General features: G+C 67.8%; 13 protein-coding genes. 10 read left to right on the forward strand and 3 right to left on the reverse strand.

The features are described from left to right. Positions 1-6 precede the first annotated feature (6 nt). From ABT263_RS26465 to ABT263_RS26480, 4 genes are all read left to right on the forward strand, one after another. The gene (locus ABT263_RS26465; protein ID WP_352293973.1) at positions 7-1,677 is read left to right on the forward strand and encodes a prenyltransferase/squalene oxidase repeat-containing protein; all 1,671 of its coding nucleotides are present in this window, start codon (positions 7-9) and stop codon (positions 1,675-1,677) included. After that, entirely contained in the window at positions 1,674-2,333 is a 660-nt protein-coding gene (locus ABT263_RS26470) for an HAD family hydrolase (protein ID WP_352293975.1), read from the forward strand. Before ABT263_RS26465 ends, ABT263_RS26470 begins: the two co-directional genes overlap by 4 nt. Before the next feature lie 363 nt (positions 2,334-2,696). Then, positions 2,697-3,164 (forward strand): DUF4232 domain-containing protein, encoded by a 468-nt coding sequence (locus ABT263_RS26475; protein ID WP_352293977.1) that lies wholly within the window; start codon positions 2,697-2,699, stop codon positions 3,162-3,164. 464 nt (positions 3,165-3,628) lie between these two features. Continuing rightward, the gene (locus ABT263_RS26480) at positions 3,629-6,487 is read left to right on the forward strand and encodes a SpoIIE family protein phosphatase (protein WP_352293979.1); all 2,859 of its coding nucleotides are present in this window, start codon (positions 3,629-3,631) and stop codon (positions 6,485-6,487) included. A gap of 115 nt (positions 6,488-6,602) precedes the next feature. Here ABT263_RS26480 and ABT263_RS26485 read toward each other — a convergent pair whose 3' ends face one another. Together ABT263_RS26485 and ABT263_RS26490 are read right to left on the reverse strand one after the other, a co-directional pair. Beyond that, positions 6,603-7,556, reverse strand: coding sequence for an aldo/keto reductase (locus tag ABT263_RS26485; protein ID WP_352293981.1), 954 nt, complete (start codon positions 7,554-7,556; stop codon positions 6,603-6,605). A 395-nt stretch (positions 7,557-7,951) separates the two neighbouring features. Further along, positions 7,952-9,796, reverse strand: a complete 1,845-nt coding sequence (locus ABT263_RS26490) for a glycoside hydrolase family 2 protein (protein WP_352293983.1) — start codon at positions 9,794-9,796, stop codon at positions 7,952-7,954. 326 nt (positions 9,797-10,122) lie between these two features. On the opposite strand from ABT263_RS26490, the gene ABT263_RS26495 reads away from it, so the two are divergent. The 3 genes from ABT263_RS26495 to ABT263_RS26505 are packed head-to-tail and all read left to right on the forward strand — an operon-like array spanning position 10,123 to position 13,308. Further along, positions 10,123-11,463 carry an ABC transporter substrate-binding protein gene (locus ABT263_RS26495; protein ID WP_352293985.1) on the forward strand — a complete coding sequence of 447 codons (1,341 nt, stop codon included), beginning with the start codon at positions 10,123-10,125 and terminating at the stop codon, positions 11,461-11,463. 7 nt (positions 11,464-11,470) lie between these two features. Beyond that, positions 11,471-12,430 (forward strand): carbohydrate ABC transporter permease, encoded by a 960-nt coding sequence (locus tag ABT263_RS26500; RefSeq protein WP_352293987.1) that lies wholly within the window; start codon positions 11,471-11,473, stop codon positions 12,428-12,430. 5 nt (positions 12,431-12,435) lie between these two features. Next, positions 12,436-13,308, forward strand: coding sequence for a carbohydrate ABC transporter permease (locus ABT263_RS26505; RefSeq protein ID WP_352293989.1), 873 nt, complete (start codon positions 12,436-12,438; stop codon positions 13,306-13,308). A 73-nt stretch (positions 13,309-13,381) separates the two neighbouring features. Here ABT263_RS26505 and ABT263_RS26510 read toward each other — a convergent pair whose 3' ends face one another. After that, positions 13,382-14,401 carry a LacI family DNA-binding transcriptional regulator gene (locus ABT263_RS26510; protein ID WP_352293991.1) on the reverse strand — a complete coding sequence of 340 codons (1,020 nt, stop codon included), beginning with the start codon at positions 14,399-14,401 and terminating at the stop codon, positions 13,382-13,384. 174 nt (positions 14,402-14,575) lie between these two features. On the opposite strand from ABT263_RS26510, the gene ABT263_RS26515 reads away from it, so the two are divergent. The 3 genes from ABT263_RS26515 to ABT263_RS26525 form a co-directional block, all read left to right on the forward strand. Beyond that, the gene (locus ABT263_RS26515) at positions 14,576-15,658 is read left to right on the forward strand and encodes an aldose epimerase family protein (RefSeq protein WP_352293993.1); all 1,083 of its coding nucleotides are present in this window, start codon (positions 14,576-14,578) and stop codon (positions 15,656-15,658) included. Between the two features lie 210 nt (positions 15,659-15,868). Beyond that, positions 15,869-16,939, forward strand: coding sequence for a glycoside hydrolase family 43 protein (locus ABT263_RS26520; RefSeq protein WP_352293995.1), 1,071 nt, complete (start codon positions 15,869-15,871; stop codon positions 16,937-16,939). A 364-nt stretch (positions 16,940-17,303) separates the two neighbouring features. Next, positions 17,304-18,108 (forward strand): transglycosylase domain-containing protein (locus ABT263_RS26525; RefSeq protein ID WP_352293997.1); only part of this gene is annotated, 805 nt, incomplete at its 3' end.

Below are 18,108 nucleotides of genomic sequence, written 5' to 3' on the forward strand. Positions count from 1 at the left end.
CGAAGAGTGATCAGGCTGGCCGACGCGATGCCTTCGTGCGGTGCGGTTTCGCTCGGCATGCCCGCGGACGGGCACGCCGCGTGTGCGTTCAACGCGCACCCCGACGACAGAGGTGAATGCGTGAGTGTCGCCGCCGGGCCGCACGTGACATCGGAGCTGACTCACCGTCTGCGCCGGCACCTGGCTGCCCAGGTGGGAGCTGAAGGCCGCCTGCACTGCCCGTGCCGAAGTCGTGTCCTGGAATCAGCCCTGGCCCTACGTCTGCTGGAGACCGAACGAGGTCACGAGCAGTCCCGTTCCCGGCTGCGGGCCTTCCTGGCGACAGCCACAACCCACAACAGCGCCACACCCCTGGACCGTACTCTGGCCGACGGCGCGCTGCGCCGCGCCTCCCGCACCGGTCGTGAGGTGGAGGTCCTGTCCGGCTTCGAGCATCACACTGCCGTTCGGAAGCGGATGCTGCTGGACACCCTGTTGTACCTGACCGGCGCCCGTGACCGGCTTCCCCGGCGCGAGGCCGTCGCGTTCGCCGCGGGCGACCTGCACAGCTGGAAGCAGCCGGAGATGGTCGCCTGCCACCTCATCCACGTGCACGCGCACAGCGCAGCAGAAGAGGGCACCTCACTCCTGCTGGAGCCACTGGCCGCGGCGCTGCGTGGTGGGATCATCCACGAACGCAACCACCTGTCCCATCTGCTGTACCTCTTCGCCCTCCGCCCCTACCCGCAGTACCGGGACCTGGTCGGTACCGGACTGGAGCGGCTGCTGACGACCCAGGGCGCGGACGGCGGCTTCTCCCTCAGCCGGGACATCGACACCTGGGTCACCTCCGTGGCAGGTCTGGCCCTGGCCGAGGCCGGCGCCGACCCGTTGCTGCTGGATCGCATGTGCGACTGGCTCGGCGACCAGCAGGCAGACGACGGCGGATGGGCGTTCACCCCCGGCGTGACGCAGACCGACACCGACACCACCTACACGGTCCTCAAGCTCATGCATCGCCATGCCTCCCACCGGCACGCAGACGCACTGGACCGAGGCCGGGCCTACCTGCTGCGGATGCAGAACCCTGACGGCGGCTGGCCCGTCTATCGGCATGGAAACCCCTCCGAGGCAGCGATGACGGGCGGTGCGCTCAGCGTCCTTTCCGACGGACCCCACTCCAACGCCGTCTCCCTGACTGCCGGTGCCTTCTGGCTGACACGGAACCAGCAGCGTGACGGGACATTCGAACGCGGCTGGAGCCTCTCGGAGGGCAATGCGCTCTTCCGCGCCGTCCACGGTCTGAGTGCCGTCCTCGACCGCCACCTGCTCACCGCAGAAGCCGTCCGCCACGCCCGGCGGACACTGAGCCGGGCCACCACATACATTCACGACACCCAGAACCCGGACGGCGGTTGGGGGCACCAGCGCGACCGGTCCAGCGACCCGATATCGACCGGCTACGCGCTCGCCGCCATCGGCCACCGCGGGCCAGTTGCCACCCTGCACGCCGCTCTCGGCTACCTGATGAGCCATCAGCAGAGTGACGGTGGTTTCGCCTCCGCACCAGACACCGTGTCCCCGCGCCCCATCCCGCTGGATCTACCCGCTCTGGCTCCTGCCTACGTCCTACGCGGCCTGGCCCACGCCTTTCCCGGCACCGGCCCCACCTGCGTCCAGTCGACCGCGTCGCGATGAGGCCTGGAGCACACCATCAGGGAGATTCCTCCGTTGCCGAACAGGTTCCCGCCAGGTACCCGTACGCTGCGCGCATCTTCGACTTCGACGGCACTCTGGTCGACACCGGCGACACCAACCTCCGCGCGGTGCACGCGGCCCTGACCATCCACGGTGTGCGTGCTCCGCTGGGTTGGCTGCGCGGCGTTCCGCTCGCCGACCTGACCGTGCTGCGCGCACGGCTGCGCGACGACCTCGGGGCGTCCTTGGTGTGCTCCGACCAGGAGATCGTGTCGACCGCCCGCGCGTACTGGCTGTCCCATAACGACCGGCTACGACCGGTGGAGGCCGTTGCCAGCGCGGCACGGGCAGCGGCGGCCAGCGGTCCGGTGGCGGTCGCCTCGGCCAACGACGGCCAGATCGTCCGTGCCAGCTTGGCTGTCTCCGGGCTGGCCGGGTTGTTCGCCGTGGTCGTCGCCCGCGAGGACGTGGCGCGCCTCAAACCGGCGCCGGATGCCTTCCTGGCCGCCGCCTCCTGGATCGGCTGCGAACCGTCCACGTGCCTGGTTTACGAAAACACCGACGACGGCATCACTGCGGCCGGCCTCGCCGGCATGGATGTCATCGATGTCCGTGCCACCCCCTGGTCCATTTGCCGCCCCCCCGGACCTGTGTGACAGCGCGTGCTGGATCGTAAGAGGTCGGTACGTGCTTTCGGAAGAGACGGCGGCCACGGACCTCTGAAACAAGACCGGGACATTTCCCGCACCGGCCTGTGAAGGCTCCCCGCTTACCGTGATCACCCCAGTGAACCGAATCGGCTGGAATCAGCAGGAGACGCCATGCACCCTCGCCGCCTCACCCTCGCCGCCGCCCTCGTAGCACTCGCTGCCACCGCGACGGCCTGCGGGCCGGACAACAGCGGCTCGGGCTCCACCGCCGCCGGCCCCGCAACGACGACCGCCCCGGCTACCGGCCCCGCCGCGACAACCGCGGCTTCGGCCTCAGCGTCCACCGGAGCCGGACCCACCGGGACCGCAGTGACGAAGATCCCCACCGCATCCAAGTCCCCCACGCCGTCCTCGCCCGCCGCTGACAAGAGCGGCTACGGCCAGGCCTGCGGCGCCAACGACCTGGCCCTCACCGCGAAGACCGAATCCCACGCGGGTGGCTACATCCTGATCACCGCCAAGGCCAAGCCCGGCATCACCTGCACGCTCCCCAAGACGCACCCCACCATCGCGTTCGGCTCGCGCGGCATCGAGGCCGCCAGCGCCGAGCAGGCCGCGGGCGAGCCGATCACCCTCACGGGCAGCAAGGTCGCGTACGCGGGCATCATGACGAAGACCACCAAGGACAACCACGCGGTCGAGTTCACCGACGTGATCGTGGGCATCGGCAACGCCGACCCGAACCCGGCGAGCGTCCGGGTCGGCAAGACCCCGGTCGACAAGCCGATCGTCACCAACTGGCACACGACTGCGAACGACGCCGTCCCGCGCACCTGACGGCCGTTCGCGGATCTGCGGCGGCCGGGCCGCCGCAGATCCGCACCCCCAACGGCGACGCCATGGCTGGTCGCGGCGGGCGCCGAGTGTTCGAGAGGTGCGCAAGAGGGCCGCCTGAATTGCAGAGGTCGGGGTGCTGCGATGGCGCCCGCCACCACGATCGCTGAACCGTGTCCGACGAGGCTCAGTTCGTGTTCTTCCGTGGGATCTCCCGGCCCTGAAAATCCTCCTGGATACCGGCTGACGTGCGGTAGCGGGGCTGTGGGGCCTGTGAATCGACAGATGATTCCCCGAGGAACGAACAATAAATTGGTTAGTTAATGGCGGAACCTAATTCCGGGTTGCGGCAGTGCGCTGGCGCTCGCGGGTTCAACGGGCGTTTCTCTGCGTTGACCCTTGCTGAGTGCATACTTTTGACGCTTTACTATGGGTGGACTATCGCCCGCGAATGTAAAGATTTAACCATGGGTCGAACCTTCGAAATGGTTTCACTTCGTCTGGTGCTGCAACAGACGGTGACCGCTCTCGGTGCCCTCGGTGGAGGCGTGCACCTGTACGGCCCTGCGGCGGACGGCCGCCGCTGTCTGCGGCTGGTGGCGGACAGCGGCCCCCTCGACGGCCTTCCGTTCAGCCGCAAGCCGATCGGTACCGAGGTCGAAGCAGCCAGTGCCCGGGCGATCCGAGATCGGCAGATGGCCTGGCTGCCCACCGAGCCAAGGCGTTCCGCCGCACACACCGGAGTGGTCGCGGTTCCGGTGTGCCGCAACGGGGACGTGGTCGGAGCGCTGGCCGTTCTGACCAGTCGGCCCACCCCGCCCACCAGCGCCGACAGGGCCCTGCTCGAATTTGCCGCAGGACGGATCGCCTACCGGCTCGAAGACGGCTCGGAGGACCCCGACACCAGGGACCCGTCCGCCGAACAGTCCGTGCGTGAGGCACTTGAAACCGTCCGAGTCGGTGCATGGAACTGGAATATCCGCACCGGTGACATCGACTGGGACGACCAGATGACGCAGGTGCTCGGGATTCCGTCGGACTCCTTCGACGGGCGGATCGAAACCTGGCGTGCACTGGTCCATCCCGAGGACTTGCCGGCAGTGGTGACCAAGGCGGAACAGGCCCTGAGCAAAGGTGGGGAGTACAGCGTCAGACACCGGGTGCTGCGCCCGGACGGCACCGTTCTGTGGGTGGAGGCCCGCGGCCGGATCCTTGAGGAGGGCGACGGGCACCCGGCCCGCATGGTGGGCCGCCTGTGGGAGACGACGGAAACGCGGGCTGCCATGGACTCCGTCGGTCGGGCCCTGCAGCACATGAGCGACGGCTTCCTCGCGGCGGACTCCGACGGACGGATCATGTACATCAACGAGCGGGCAGAAAAGCTCCTCGGTCCGCTGAGTGAGGTCTGCGGCCACGCCCTGTGGGAGGTACCCGCAATCCGTGTGTCCCGTCTCGAACCGCAGTGCCGTGTCGCCATGGCGGACCAGATGGCCATTGACCTCGACGTGAGGTCGCCGATCGACTACCGCTGGTACCACCTTCGGATCATCCCGGTCCCGGACGGGCTGACGGTGTACCTGAGCGACATCACCGAGAAACGCGAGCTGGAGGCCAGACAAGCCGCCGAGGAGCGGGCGGCAGCCGAACGCACTGCCCGGATCGGGGGGCTCACCAGAGCGCTCGCCGAGGCACTCACCGTGCAGGACGTCGTCAACGCCGTGGCCCAGCGGGTCCTGCCGCTCTTCGGGGCCAGCGGTCTCATCGTGCAGGCCTTCGACCCGCACGGCGGCAGCGCCCTCGAAGCGGTCGGCTACCCCGCCTCCTACGTCGACCGCCTCGAAGACAGACCTCAGGACAATCCGTTCGACCATGCGCTTCGCTCGGGCAGGCCGCGGTTCATAGATTCCCCCGAGGAGCTGGACGCCGAGTACCCCGGTCTGAGCGCCTTCGCAGCTGAGGGGGGAAAGCGTGCCTGGGCCCTACTGCCCCTCCTGGTGTCCGGGCAGCTGGTGGGCGGCTGTGTCATCTCCTTCGACCGGCCACGCCGTCTTGACGATGCCGAACGAGGACTGCTCATCGCGTTGAGCGGGCTGATCGCCCAGACACTGGAACGCGCCCGACTCTACGACGCCGAACACGACCGGGCCCAGGAGCTCCAGAGAGGACTTCTCCCACGTGCTCTGCCCCAGCTCCCCGCCGTTACCTCCGCGGCCCGCTACGTCCCCGCCAGCGGGAGCATGCTCGGCGGTGACTGGTACGACGTGATCCCCCTTTCGGGCGACCGCGTCGCCCTCATCATCGGCGATGTCATGGGACACGGCCTGCCCGAGGCTGCGACCATGGGGCGCCTGCGTACCGCGGTACAGACCCTCACCGGAATCGAACTTCCCCCCGACGAGATCTTTGCGCATCTGAACGACCTGGTCAGCGACCTCGGCGACGACTTCTACGCGAGCTGCCTCTACGCCTTGTACGACCCCACCAACGGCAAATGCGTCGTAGTACGTGCGGGGCATGTACCTCCCGCAGTAGTGGCCCCCGACGGCACGGTGAGCCTGCTGGACATACCGGCCAACCCGCCGCTGGGCGCGGCCACACTCCCGTTCGAAACCGCAGAACTGGTGCTGCCCAGCGAAAGCCTTCTCGTGCTCTACACGGACGGCTTCGTAGAATCCGCCCAGCGTGACATCGACATCGGTATCGACCAGCTGGCCACCGCCCTGACCACCTCGGTGCAAGCGGCCGGGCGCCCGGCGGGCCTTCCGAGACGGCATCCAGGAGCGGACGATCGCGTGCAGGCGGGCGGGGCCGGGTACCTGGACGACCTCTGTGCCGCGCTCACCTCCGGCCTCCTGCCGGAGGGTGAGCACACCGCCGACGACGCCGCTGTTCTCATCGCGCGGGTTCATGCGTTGCCCACGGACGACGTCGCGACGTGGACGCTGTCCGACGAACCGGTCGCGGCCGGACAGGCCCGCGCCCACATCCGCGGCCGGCTCGCCCAATGGCACCTGGACGAGCTCTCGATGACGACCGAGCTGATCGTCAGCGAGTTGGTGGGCAATGTCGTACGTCATGCCAAGGGTCCGCTGCAAGTGCGCCTCATCCGCAGCCGCACGCTCATCTGCGAGGTCTCGGACCAGAGCCTGACCACGCCCAGGATCCGTCACGCCGAGGACACCGATGAGGGCGGCCGCGGACTGCAGCTGATCGCGGCGCTCAGCCAGCGCTGGGGCGTCCGCCACACCTCCAACGGCAAGTGCATCTGGACGGAGCAGCCCCTGACGGACACCCTCACCAGAGGAGTCGACGAGGCCTGCGTCTGACCTGGCGGCCTACGCACCAGGCTGTGCGTCCTTCTCCCCGCCCCGCCCCCCGGGACCGGCCGGACCGCAGCTCGTGTCCCGAGGGGCGTGTTCCAGAAGATCACCCGGGCGTCGGTCAGGGCAGTGGTTGGCCACGCGCGGTCAGCCACAGGTCGTACCAGTCCTCGTGGCTTAGTTCGGGCTCCCGTACCGCAGCATCCCCGCAGGCGCGGATGCGTCCGGGATTCGTGCTGCCGATGACCGGTGCGATCCGGGCAGGATGCCGCTGGAGCCACCACAGTACGACCGTCTCCGGCGTGGTGTTCCTGGCTTCCGCGAGCGACGCGACGAGGCTCGCCGTGCGTTGGTCCTGTGCGGTCTCCTGGCGGCCGGTGAAGCGGCCCTGGGCGAGGGCCCCCCAGGCCTGCAGTTGCAGGCCGTTACGGCGACAGTGCTCGACGGTGCCGAAGGGAAAGCCGTTGCCGGCGGCCGCGGGCGTGTTGACAAGCACTCCCGACTCCAGCCAGTCCCGCTGCGCCAGGCTCATCTCCAGCTGGTTCACCGTCAGGGGTACGTCCAGGTAGGCCTGGAGGTCCTCGATCTGTGCGGCGCCCATGTTCGACACGCCAAAGGCGCGTACGAGGCCCTCGCGGTGCAGTGACATCAGCGCCTCGGCGAGGTCCGCCGGATCGGCCAGCGGGTCGGGGCGGTGCAGCAGGAGTGTGTCGAGGGAGTCGGTGCGCAGCCGGGCGAGGCTCTCCTCGACGCGCCGGCGGATGCTGCTGCCGCGCAGGTCGTAGATGCCCGGGCTGCTGTCGGTGGCGAGGCGGATGCCGCACTTGCTCTGGAGGGTGATTCGCTCTCGTAAGCCCGGTGCGCGGGAGAGCACCTCACCGAAGACTGCCTCCGCCTTTCCCCGCCGGTAGATGTCTGCGTGGTCGAAGACGGTGATGCCTGCCTCCAGGGCGGCCTCGACCGCTGCTTCCGCGGCGGAGACGTCCGACGGGCGGTACTCCTCGGCGTCCCAGTCGCCGCCCAACCCCATGCAGCCGTACAGCAGGCGGTTGCCGCCTGGATGTGTCGTGGTCATGCAGCCACCCTAATTCAGTGGGAGATCGCGTCCCCCGGTGTGTGGTCCTGGTTTGTTCAACTCGTGGAAGAGAGGATCAAATCTACTACTGAGGTGTTGAGTTGAGGCGTGTAGTGGTCGGACGGCGGGCGAACGCGGATCCTTGCCGAGCCACTTGATGTACGCGGTACACGCCTCGGACCCGCCTGTCGGCGCCTCCTGAGCACGGGCTTTCGCTGCTGACACCTGGCGAGGGAACAGTCGCGGTCGCCGGACCCCTGTGCCTGGACCGACCGGCGCTCTCGCCCGGTGGCCGGCCGCCACGGGGCGGGTGCCCGCCCCGTGGCGGCCGGTGCGGGGACGTGCTCTGCAGTGTGCCATGCAAGTCCCCGCACGCGCTGTGACAGCAGACGGTCCTAGCGGGCGTGGTCGGCCTTCTCGACGGCTGCCGGGCGCAGCTGAGCGGTGCGGACGCGCTCCACATCGAGCTTGTCGGTCCGGTCGAAGCGGTAGATGCCGTTCTCCTCCTGGAAGACGTCGGTGAGTTGCGTGTAGCAGTAGCCGAACATGTCGGGGTTGTCGAGCAGTACTCCGGTGAGTCCGGCGAAGCGCTGCTGCCACTCTTCCTCGCTGCGTGGACGGTCGCCGTAGCCCCACGAGGCGGCGGTGTCGTTGTCGGGGGCCGTCGTGTCGGGGTTCCACCAGATGCCGCCGAATTCGCTGACGAAGTAGGGCTGGCCGCGGTAGGGGAGGGAGTAGGGGCTTCCAGGTCCGCGTTCGTTGGCGTAGGGCACGTTCTGGGCGAGCCCCTGCTGTTGGGTGGCGAAAGCGCCGGGATCCTGCTCGTAGCTGTGGGAGTCCCAGATGTCGGTTTCGGCGACGCGGTGGGAGTAACCGGAGGCGTCGATGACGGGCCGGGTCGCGTCGGCCGCCTTGGTGGCCAGGAACATGGCGCGGGTGACGTCGTCGAGCTGGGTGATCCGGTCGTGCAGGAGTTGATGGGTCTCGTTGAGAGGGCACCAACCGACGATCGAGGGGTGGGAGTAGTCGCGCTCGACAGCCTCGAGCCACTGAGCGGTGTAGGAGGCGGTGGGCTGTTGATTGTCACCGTCGCGGCCCTGCCCGGAACAACCCCAGTCCCCGAACTCGGCCCACACCAGGTAGCCGAGGCGGTCGGCGTGGTACAGGTAGCGCTCCTCGAACACCTTCTGGTGGAGGCGCGCGCCGTTGAAGCCGGCGCGCAGTCCGAGCTGGATGTCGTGTACCAGGGCTTCGTCGCTGGGGGCGGTCATCAGGCTTTCGGGGTACCAGCCCTGGTCCAGGACCAGGCGCTGGAAGACCGGCTGGCCGTTGAGCAGCACGGTGCGACCGTCGATGGCGACCGATCGTAGTCCGGCGTAACTGGTGGCCCGGTCGACGGCGTTCCCGTGCGCGTCGAGCAGTTCCAGGTCGAGCGTGTACAGGTGCGGGTCCTCGGGGCACCACGGGCGTACGCGGTCGGCCGGCAGCGGCAGGTGCAGGCGTGGGGTGAGGTCGAGGTCAGCCCGGATCTCGGCGCTGACGACCTCGCCGGACTCGTCGCGGAGGACGGCGCGCACGCGGTGTCCGCGCCGGTTGGCGGACACGGGAACCTCCACCTGGAAGGCGCGGCCGGCCAGGTCCGGGGTGATACGGGGTCGCCTCATGTGGACCTGGGGGACGGGCTCCAGCCACACGCTCTGCCAGATGCCCGTGGTGCGGGTGTAGTTGCACTCGCTGTTCGCGTACCACGTGGCCTGCTTGCCGCGGGCCTGGACCGCGTGCCTGCTGTCCCGCGCACGTACGACGATCACGGCCTCCCCGCCGGGTGCCGTCGTACCTGTCAGGTCCGCACTGAACGGGGTGAACCCGCCCCGGTGTCGCACCACCTCGGTGCCGTTGACCCACACCGTGGTGTCGTGATCCACCGCCTGGAAGTGCAGCAGGACTCGTTGGCCGGCCCATTCCTCCGGCACGCGCACGGTGCGCCGGTACCAGACGGCCTCCATGAAGTCGGTATCGCCTATTCCAGACAGTTCGGACTCTGGGCAGAACGGCACGGTGATGCGCGAGTCGAGCGGGCGATCCCTCAGCCCCCGCTCAAGGCCTGAGTCGCCGCGGTCGATCTCGAACTGCCATTCGCCGTTGAGGCACAGCCACTGCGCGCGGGCGAACTGCGGGCGGGGGTATTCGGGCCGTGGTACGGGGGCGGGGTGCTGCTCGGGAGCCGTGGGCTCGGTCATCGGCGCTCCTCTGTCGGGGCCGCTCGGGGGAGTGCGGCCAGTGGGTATCTCCTCAGGTTCAACGTTGAATATCACATCACGAGGGGAAAGCGACAGTGCACGGTGCACAGCTCTTGTTGGGATCGGCAACCATGCCGTACCCCCTCCACCTGCTACTTTGCTCCTCCGGGCGCAGGTGTGGACACCCCGCCCGTGTGTACTTCCCTGGCAACGATGCCGACCTTCCCCTTTACAACGTTGGTAATGGAAAGGTAGGAAGTGCCTCACCCGGTGTTCGCCGACACCGCCCCCCACCCGCCCCCTGGGCTTGTTCGAAGGACGCCACCATGTCTGCACTCCGTCCGCAGGGGCCCGCCGAAACCCCTGCCATGTCCCGCCGTCGCTTGCTCGGCCTGGCCGGTGCGGCCGCCGGCGTCGGCCTGCTCACCGCTTGCGGTGGCTCCTCGGGGCCTTCGTCCCAGTCCAACCCCGGTCGTGCCTACACGGGCGCTTACACTGGGCCGAACGTCACGCTGAACTTCTGGAACGGCTTCACCGGCGGTGACGGCCCCACCATGCGGGAGCTGGTGAAGCAGTTCAACGCGGAGCACCCCAACATCTCGGTGACCATGACCACGATGCAGTGGGCGGACTACTACAAGAAGGTCCCCACTGCGGTCCAGGCCGGTCAGGGACCCAACGTGGGCATCGCCCACCAGCACCAGCTGGCAACTCTTGCAGCCCGCCGAGCGATCCTCCCCCTGGACGACGTCGCCAAGGAGCTCAAGATCGCCGAATCCGACTTCATCCCCGCCATCTGGCAGGCCGGCCTGTACCAGGGGGCCCGCTACGGCATCCCGTTGGACGTGCACTGCCTGGCGTCGTACTGGAACACCGACCTGACCGGCAAGGCAGGTCTTTCCGACCCGTCGACGAACTTCGACGAGTCGCTCGCCAAGCTCGCCGCCGGCGGCGCCGGACAGCCTTTCTGGATGCCGAACCAGTGGCCGGCGCACCTGATCTTCCTGTCACTGCTCTGGCAGAACGGCGGACAGCCGTTCAGTGACGACACCAGTCGTGCGGCCTTCGACTCCGACCAGGGAGTGCAGGCGCTGACCTGGATGACCGAGCAGGTCAAGAAGGGGTACAGCCCGGCGAATGTGGCCCAGGACACCCAGTACAACGCCTTCAAGACCGGCCGCACCGCAGTCACCTGGGACGGCATCTGGCAGATCAACGACCTGAAGACCACGGCTCCGTCCCTCCAGTGGCAGATGGGTTTCCTGCCCACGATCGGCCAGACGCCCGCGGTGTGGGCGGACGGTCACAACTTCGTACTGATGCGCCAGGCCCCCGACGACAACAAGCTCGCCGCTTCCAAGACCTTCATCGACTGGATCGGCCGGCACTCGGCCGACTGGGCCAAGTCGGGCATGATCCCCGCGCGGAACTCCGCCCGTGTCGGGGCCGACTTCCAGTCCAGCCCGCAGGCGCAGGCCGCCACCAAGCTGGATGCCTTCCGCTTCCTGCCCGCCGTCCCCGGCATCGACGATGTCGCCGCCCAGACCTATCAGGTGGCCGTCGCCAACGCCGTCCTCAACCAGCAGACCCCCAAGCAGGCTCTGGCGGACGCCGCGAACACCGCGAACCAGCTGCTCGCCGCCAACCGGCAGAAGTTCGGGAGCTGAACTGCCGATGACCATCGTGCACAACACCGTGCCCGCGGCGCAGGCCGCGGGCACGGCCGACCCCGACAACTCCGCCGGCTGCAGGGCCAGGAAGGAGACATCCACCGCGTACCTCTTCCTGGCCCCCTACCTTCTCCTGTTCGCCGCCTTCGTGCTCGCCCCCATAGCTCTGGGGGTGTGGATGAGCCTGCACGCCTGGGACCTCACTCTCCCCGACCATCCCTGGGCGGGCCTGCACAACTACACCGAACTGTTCACCGGCCCATCGGCAGTGCGCCAGCCGTTCTGGCAGAGCATGGGCGCAACCGCCACGTTCACCTTTCTCAGCGTGCCGCTGCTCATCGTGGTCCCACTCGCCGTCGCCCTGGTGATGAACGGACGCTTCCCCGGCCGCAACGCCTTCCGTGCCATCTACTTCGCCCCGTACGTCCTGGGGGTGGCCGTGATCAGCATCTGCTGGCGCTACCTGCTCGACGGCAACATCGGCGTGCTCAACCACTACCTCGGCGCACTCGGACTTCCCTCCGACATCGCGTGGACCACCTCCCTGCCCGCCGCCTGGATCGCTCTGGTCGGCGTTACCGTCTGGTGGACTCTCGGTTTCAATGCCGTCATCCTCCTGGCCGGTCTCCAGGACATCCCCGCAGAGCTGTACGAGGCTGCGCGGATCGACGGCGCCGGCGCCTGGCAGCGCTTCCGCCACGTCACCCTGCCGGGCCTGCGCCCAGTGCTGCAGTTCGTTGCCGTCAACACCGTCATCGCCTCTGCGAACATGTACGGGCAGTCACTGCTCATCACTGGAGGGGCCCCGGGCAACGCCACCCGCACCGCCATCGTCTACATCGCCGACACCGGCCTCCAGAACTTCGACGCAGGCCACGCCTCCGCAATGAGCTTCACCCTGACCGTCTGCCTCGGCCTGCTCAGCGCCGCGGTGTTCCTCATGCTCCGCAACCGGGAGGCCTGACAGCCATGGCCGCCACTACCGCACCCCTGCCACCGCGCCCCGCCGGGCCGCCCCTCGCACGCCTGGCCGTCATTGTCCGCTACACCGCGCTACTCCTGCTCACCGCCCTGTTCGTCGCACCCCTGGTCTACATGGCGGTGACCTCCTTCAAGACCCAGGCCGACGCGATCGCCTCCACACCGCAGTGGATCCCGCACCACCCCACCACCGACGGCTACCGGGCCGTCCAGGACGCCTCCAACGGTCAGATCCTCCGCTGGTTCGCCAACAGCGTGATCGGAGCCGCCGCCCAGGCCCTCCTCATCGTCGTCACCGCTTCGCTCGCCGCTTACCCGCTGGCACGGATGCGGTTCGCCGGCCAACGCATCGTCTTCGCCGTCGTCGTCTCCACCCTGTTCGTACCCTCGGTCATCCTGATCGTGCCGAACTACGTGATCGTCAGCCAGCTCAACTGGCTGGACAGCCTGCCCGCGATCATCATTCCCGGGGCTGCCGGCGCGTTCGGTGTCTTCTACATGCGCCAGTTCTTCCTCGGGCTGCCCGTCGAGCTGGAAGAGGCTGCCGCCCTCGACGGTGCCGGCCGACTGCGCACCTTCCTCCAGATCGTCCTGCCCCTGGCGAAGCCTTCGTTGGTCACCCTGGCGCTGCTGGCCTTCCTGACCAACTGGAACGACTTCCTGTGGCCGCTCTACGTCCTGTTCTCCTCCGACCACCAGACCCTGCCCGCAGGCCTGGCCACCCTGCAGAACGCCAATACGGTGCGCTACGACATCCTCATGGCCGGAGCCATGATCGCCGCCGTACCTGTGCTGGCCCTCTACACGTTCGCACAGCGCTACATTGTCGAAGGCGTCTCGCGCAGCGGCCTCAAAGGCTGACAGAGAACAGCCCCGGTTCTCCCTGCCGACATCGCAGGAAGAACCGGGGCGCAGGAACGGATTGCTCAGATCGTCAGTGATCGACCGCTCCGCTGCTTTCGCGCACCACCAGCCTGAAGTCGGCCCGGAGCACCGCAGGCGGACCCTGGTCCTCGTCGTCCAGCCGCGACAGCAACGCGTTCACTGCCAGTCGTGCCAACTGCTCCTTGTCCGGTGCGATCGTCGTCAGCGACGGGACCGAATACCGGGTCTCGCCCACATCATCGAAGCCCACGACTGCCACGTCCCGCGGAACCGACAGTCCGCGGTCCACGACCGCGCGCACGGCACCAGTGGCAAGGAGGTCGTTGAAGCAGAACACGGCATCCGGAGGATCCTGCAGGGCCAACAGTGCCTCCATCGCCCGCGCCCCGTCGGGTCTCCGGTAGGCCGCAACCTCCACGCTCAACGACGGATCGAACGGCACCCCGGCGGCGAACAGTGCCTCCTGGTACCCGCGCATACGCTGATGTGCTGTCGCCGAGGCCGGCCCGCGCTGCACCCCGATCGCTGCCACCCGCCGCCGGCCCAGAGCCAGCAGATGCGCGGTCGCCTCCCGTGCCGCAGCCACGTTGTCGATCAGCACGTGGTCGGCGGCGACGTCGTAGTCCCGCTCGCCCAACAGGACCAGAGGAATGCGGCCGGGGCGGGACGCCAGCGCCGCCTGGTCAAGACCCAACGGACTGAGTAGTACCCCGTCGATGAGTGGCTGGCTCAGCCCACTGGCGATCCGCAGCTCCTCGGACGGATCACCCCCCGTGTCCTCTATCAACACTGTGCACCCGCGCGTCCTGGCCGCAGCGATCACTGCCGCGGCCAGCTCGGCAAAGTACGGTGCGTCCAGCTCGGGAACGGCCAGTGCGATGATGCCGCTGCGCCCGGTACGCAGATGTCGTGCCGATGCGTTGGGCCGGTACCCCAGCTCGTCGATGGTGCGCAGCACCCGCTGCCGGGTTGCCTCTGAGACGTTCGAACGTCCCTTGACGACGTTGGAGACCGTCTTCATCGAGACGCCCGCCTGCTCCGCAACGTCTTTGAGCCGTACCCCTGTCAACGTGACCGCCTTCCCTTCGGGTGCCGAGCACCCTATCGGTACGGCAGGTCCGCATATCACGTACCCGCCAGTGTTTCCATTCCAACGCTGTGCATACACATCAGAGCAGATAGAAGCAACTCTAGGGCGAATCATGTCCAACGTTGTAATAACACTTTCCCACGAAGGAGAACGATGCCTACCGTCCGCGTCCGCAAGCGCCACTTCGGTTCAACTGACGATGGTCGCCCGGTCGAGGCCTGGCTCCTCCAGGCCGGCGGCGTCCGCGCCGAGATCCTCACCTACGGCGGCATTCTGCACAGCCTTCACGTGCCCGATGCGGCCGGGCGGCGTGACTCGGTGGTCCTCAACCTGCCAACTCTCGAGGACTACGCCCGTGCCAGCCCCTATCTCGGAGCGCTCGTCGGCCGATACGCCAACCGCATCGCCGGCGGACGCTTCACCCTCGACGGCCGATTGATCTGTCTACCGACCAACGACCGCGGACACACCCTGCACGGTGGTCCTGGCGGATTCGATCGCCGTATCTGGCACGCCGAGCCCGGCCGTCTTCCCGGTCGCGCCGCAGTGCGGCTGAACCTGCGCAGCCCCGCCGGCGACATGGGTTTCCCAGGAACTCTGGACGTGTCCTGCATCTACAGCCTCAGTGCTGCCGGCACCCTGCGCCTCGATTACCGCGCTACCACCGACGCTCCCACCCCGGTCAACCTCACCAATCACGCGTACTTCAATCTCTCCGGCCGATCCGGCGGCACCGTCCTCGGACACATCCTGGCTCTGGACGGCGACGGTTACCTGCCCACCACCCCGGACGGAATCCCCCACGGCCCGGTCATGCCCGTCGCCGGCACCGCGTTCGACTTTCGGGCTCCGCGCCCCATCGCCCCGCGCATACACGCGGACGACGCCCAACTGCGTGCCGCCGGCGGCTACGACCACTGCTGGAGGCTGACCCCGGTGCCCCGGGGGGCGCTTCGGCGAGCCGCTCGTCTGGTAGACCCCGGCAGCGGACGGCACATGGAGGTGTGGACCACGGAACCCGGTCTTCAGGTCTACACGGGCAACATGCTCGACGGTTCACTGGCCGGAATCGACGGCAAGCCGTACGGGCGGCACTCGGCCATCTGTCTGGAGACCCAGCACTATCCAGACTCGCCGAACCATCCTGAGTACCCGGACACCGTCCTGCGCCCCGGCGGTACGTACCGCAGTGTCACCGAGTACCGCTTCCCCCACCTGACCGCATCCATTCGCTGATCGGGCTCCCGACTGGCCCTGCACCGGGCCGTTCCTGGCGGGATCCAGCTTGTTACTCCAACGTAGGAAAACGAGGAGGGCGGCTGGCGAACATTACGAATCACCCCTATAAGTGCACGTGATAACGCCTGAGACATTGACAGCCGACGATGGCCCTGCTTGGGTTTGCTCACTTCGAGTTCAACGTTGGACATCGGAAAGGAACCCACCATGAGCCGCTTGACCCGTACGCTCGGCGCCCTCACGCTCGCCTGCACCGTTCCCCTGGCCGGGGCCTATGTCGCGACTCCGGCCTGGGCCGCCGGATGCTCGCTGAACAACCCGATCGCCACGGGCGCCGACCCCTCGCTGTGGTACGCGAACGGCAAGTACTACCTGGTCCAGTCCGATGGTGCGGCGAGCATCAACCTCAGAGCGGCCTCGACGCTGGCCGGGCTCGCAACCGCCAAGCCCAAGACGATCTGGACCTCCCCGGTGGGCACCGACCACAGCGTCCAGACCTGGGCTCCGGAGATCGAGAAGATCGGCGGGCGCTGGTACATCTACTTCGCGGCCGCCACGGACAAGGGCAACTTCTCCGACAGCAACGACACCCACCGGATGTTCGCGATCACCGCAGACACCGACGACCCCATGGGCGCCTGGTCCTGGGGTGGGAAGGTTGCCGACTCCACGGACCAGTGGGCCATCGACGGCACCGTCTTCTCCTACAACAACTCGCTCTGGATGCTGTGGTCCGGCACCCCCGACGGCAACGGTGGTCGGGCGCCCCAGCAGATCTTCATCGCTCACATGAGCGACCCGCTCCACATCGACCAGGACTACCGGCGCCTGATCGCCAACCCCGACCAGTTGTGGGAGACCTCCGTTCAGGCCATCGAGGAAGGTCCCGAAGCCTGGATCAGCCCCACCGGACAGCTCACCATCGTCTACAACGCCAACGGCAGTTGGACCGGCTCCTACAGTCTCGGCGCACTGGTCTACAACGGCGGGGACATGACCACCTACAAGTCCTACACGAAGAAGAGCCTGCCGGTGTTCGCCTCCGCCAACGGCGTCTACGGACCTGGCGGCGAGTCGCTGCCGGTCCCCGGCGAGAACGGCACCACGTGGAACGTCTACCACGCCAAGACCACCAGCAAGGACGGTTGGGACGACCGGAAGATCTTTGCCCAGCCCATGACCTGGAACGCCGACGGGACGCCGAACTTCGGCGCCCCGCAGGGTGCCCAGAGGTACAACGAGAGCACCGGAAAGGCTTGCGGCCACCGCCTCTACTGACCCGGACCCGGTGTGCGGCTCATCCGGAAGTTCCTGTAGTCGCCCCGTCGGTGCCGTAGCGGCTGTCGCTCCCTCTGGCCCGCCGGTCGACCGCAGCGCTGTTCCTCTGTGCGCTCGCGGTCGGCCGGCGGGCCACGCGCTTGCGGCCGGCAGAGCGCTGAGGGTCGACCGTGAGAGGTCGCTCCCCGCCTCCGGTCACGGAGCTGGACGGGCCCAAAGCCTCTGCAAGCGTGGACATTCGGGTGAGCATCGTCGCCCGCAAGGACGAATACTGTTAATGCGCCGAAGCTGTCGCAGGCTTGTGACAGGCATAGGCGAACACCTGTCCCCATATGTGGGATTCGGCAACGTAGGGTTCCCCAACATGGCACCGAAGCACCCCCAAGACCCCCAGCCCCCAGGCCACATCGGAGCTCCGCGTGGTCGCAGCCGCCGCAGTCTGTCACGGGATTTCGCGGGACACGGAGTGAAGTTCCTGGGTGCCAGCACACTCTCCGGAGTCCTGCTGGCCGGCCTCGTCATACCTGCCGTCGGCGTCATCGGGCTGACCGCCAAGGACACGGCGGAGAGCTTCGAGGACATCCCCGACGACTTCAAGACGCCGCCGCTCACCCAGGCCACCCAGATCTTCGACGCGAAGGGCGGGCTGATCGCCAAGGTCTACGAGCGCGACCGCACCGTCCTTACCCCCGATCAGATGTCGCCGTTCATGCGGCAGGCGCAAGTCGACATCGAGGACGCCCGGTTCTACGAGCACGGCGCCGTCGACCTCAAGGGCGTGCTCCGCGCGGTCGGCAAGAACGCGGAGAGCGGCACGGCCTCGCAGGGCGCTTCGACGCTGACCCAGCAGTACGTGAAGAACGTCAACGTCGAGAAGGCCGGCGACGACCAGGCCGCCGTCCTGGAGGCCCAGCGCAAGACCCTGGGCCGCAAGATCCAGGAGCTGAAGGTCGCGATCAAGCTGGAGGAGGATCTGACGAAGGACCAGATCCTCACCAATTACCTGAACATCACCTTCTACGGTCACCAGGCCTACGGGGTCGAGGCCGCCTCGCAGCGGTACTTCAGCAAGAGCAACAAGGACCTCACCGTCGCCGAGGCCGCCACGCTGGCCGGCATGGTGCAGAACCCGTCGCAGTACGACCCGGTGCGCTACCCCGAGAACACGG

Origin of the sequence: Kitasatospora sp. NPDC001603 (assembly GCF_040298365.1) — a bacterium.
In the GTDB taxonomy this organism is placed as follows: domain Bacteria; phylum Actinomycetota; class Actinomycetes; order Streptomycetales; family Streptomycetaceae; genus Kitasatospora.

Coding starts and splice junctions, on each gene's coding strand:
- ABT263_RS26470 (WP_352293975.1), top strand. CDS start 1,674: ATGAGGCCTGGAGCACACCATCAGGGAGATTCCTCCGTTGCCGAACAG.
- ABT263_RS26480 (WP_352293979.1), top strand. CDS start 3,629: ATGGGTCGAACCTTCGAAATGGTTTCACTTCGTCTGGTGCTGCAACAG.
- ABT263_RS26485 (WP_352293981.1), bottom strand. CDS start 7,556: ATGACCACGACACATCCAGGCGGCAACCGCCTGCTGTACGGCTGCATG.
- ABT263_RS26490 (WP_352293983.1), bottom strand. CDS start 9,796: ATGACCGAGCCCACGGCTCCCGAGCAGCACCCCGCCCCCGTACCACGG.
- ABT263_RS26495 (WP_352293985.1), top strand. CDS start 10,123: ATGTCTGCACTCCGTCCGCAGGGGCCCGCCGAAACCCCTGCCATGTCC.
- ABT263_RS26500 (WP_352293987.1), top strand. CDS start 11,471: ATGACCATCGTGCACAACACCGTGCCCGCGGCGCAGGCCGCGGGCACG.
- ABT263_RS26505 (WP_352293989.1), top strand. CDS start 12,436: ATGGCCGCCACTACCGCACCCCTGCCACCGCGCCCCGCCGGGCCGCCC.
- ABT263_RS26515 (WP_352293993.1), top strand. CDS start 14,576: ATGCCTACCGTCCGCGTCCGCAAGCGCCACTTCGGTTCAACTGACGAT.
- ABT263_RS26520 (WP_352293995.1), top strand. CDS start 15,869: ATGAGCCGCTTGACCCGTACGCTCGGCGCCCTCACGCTCGCCTGCACC.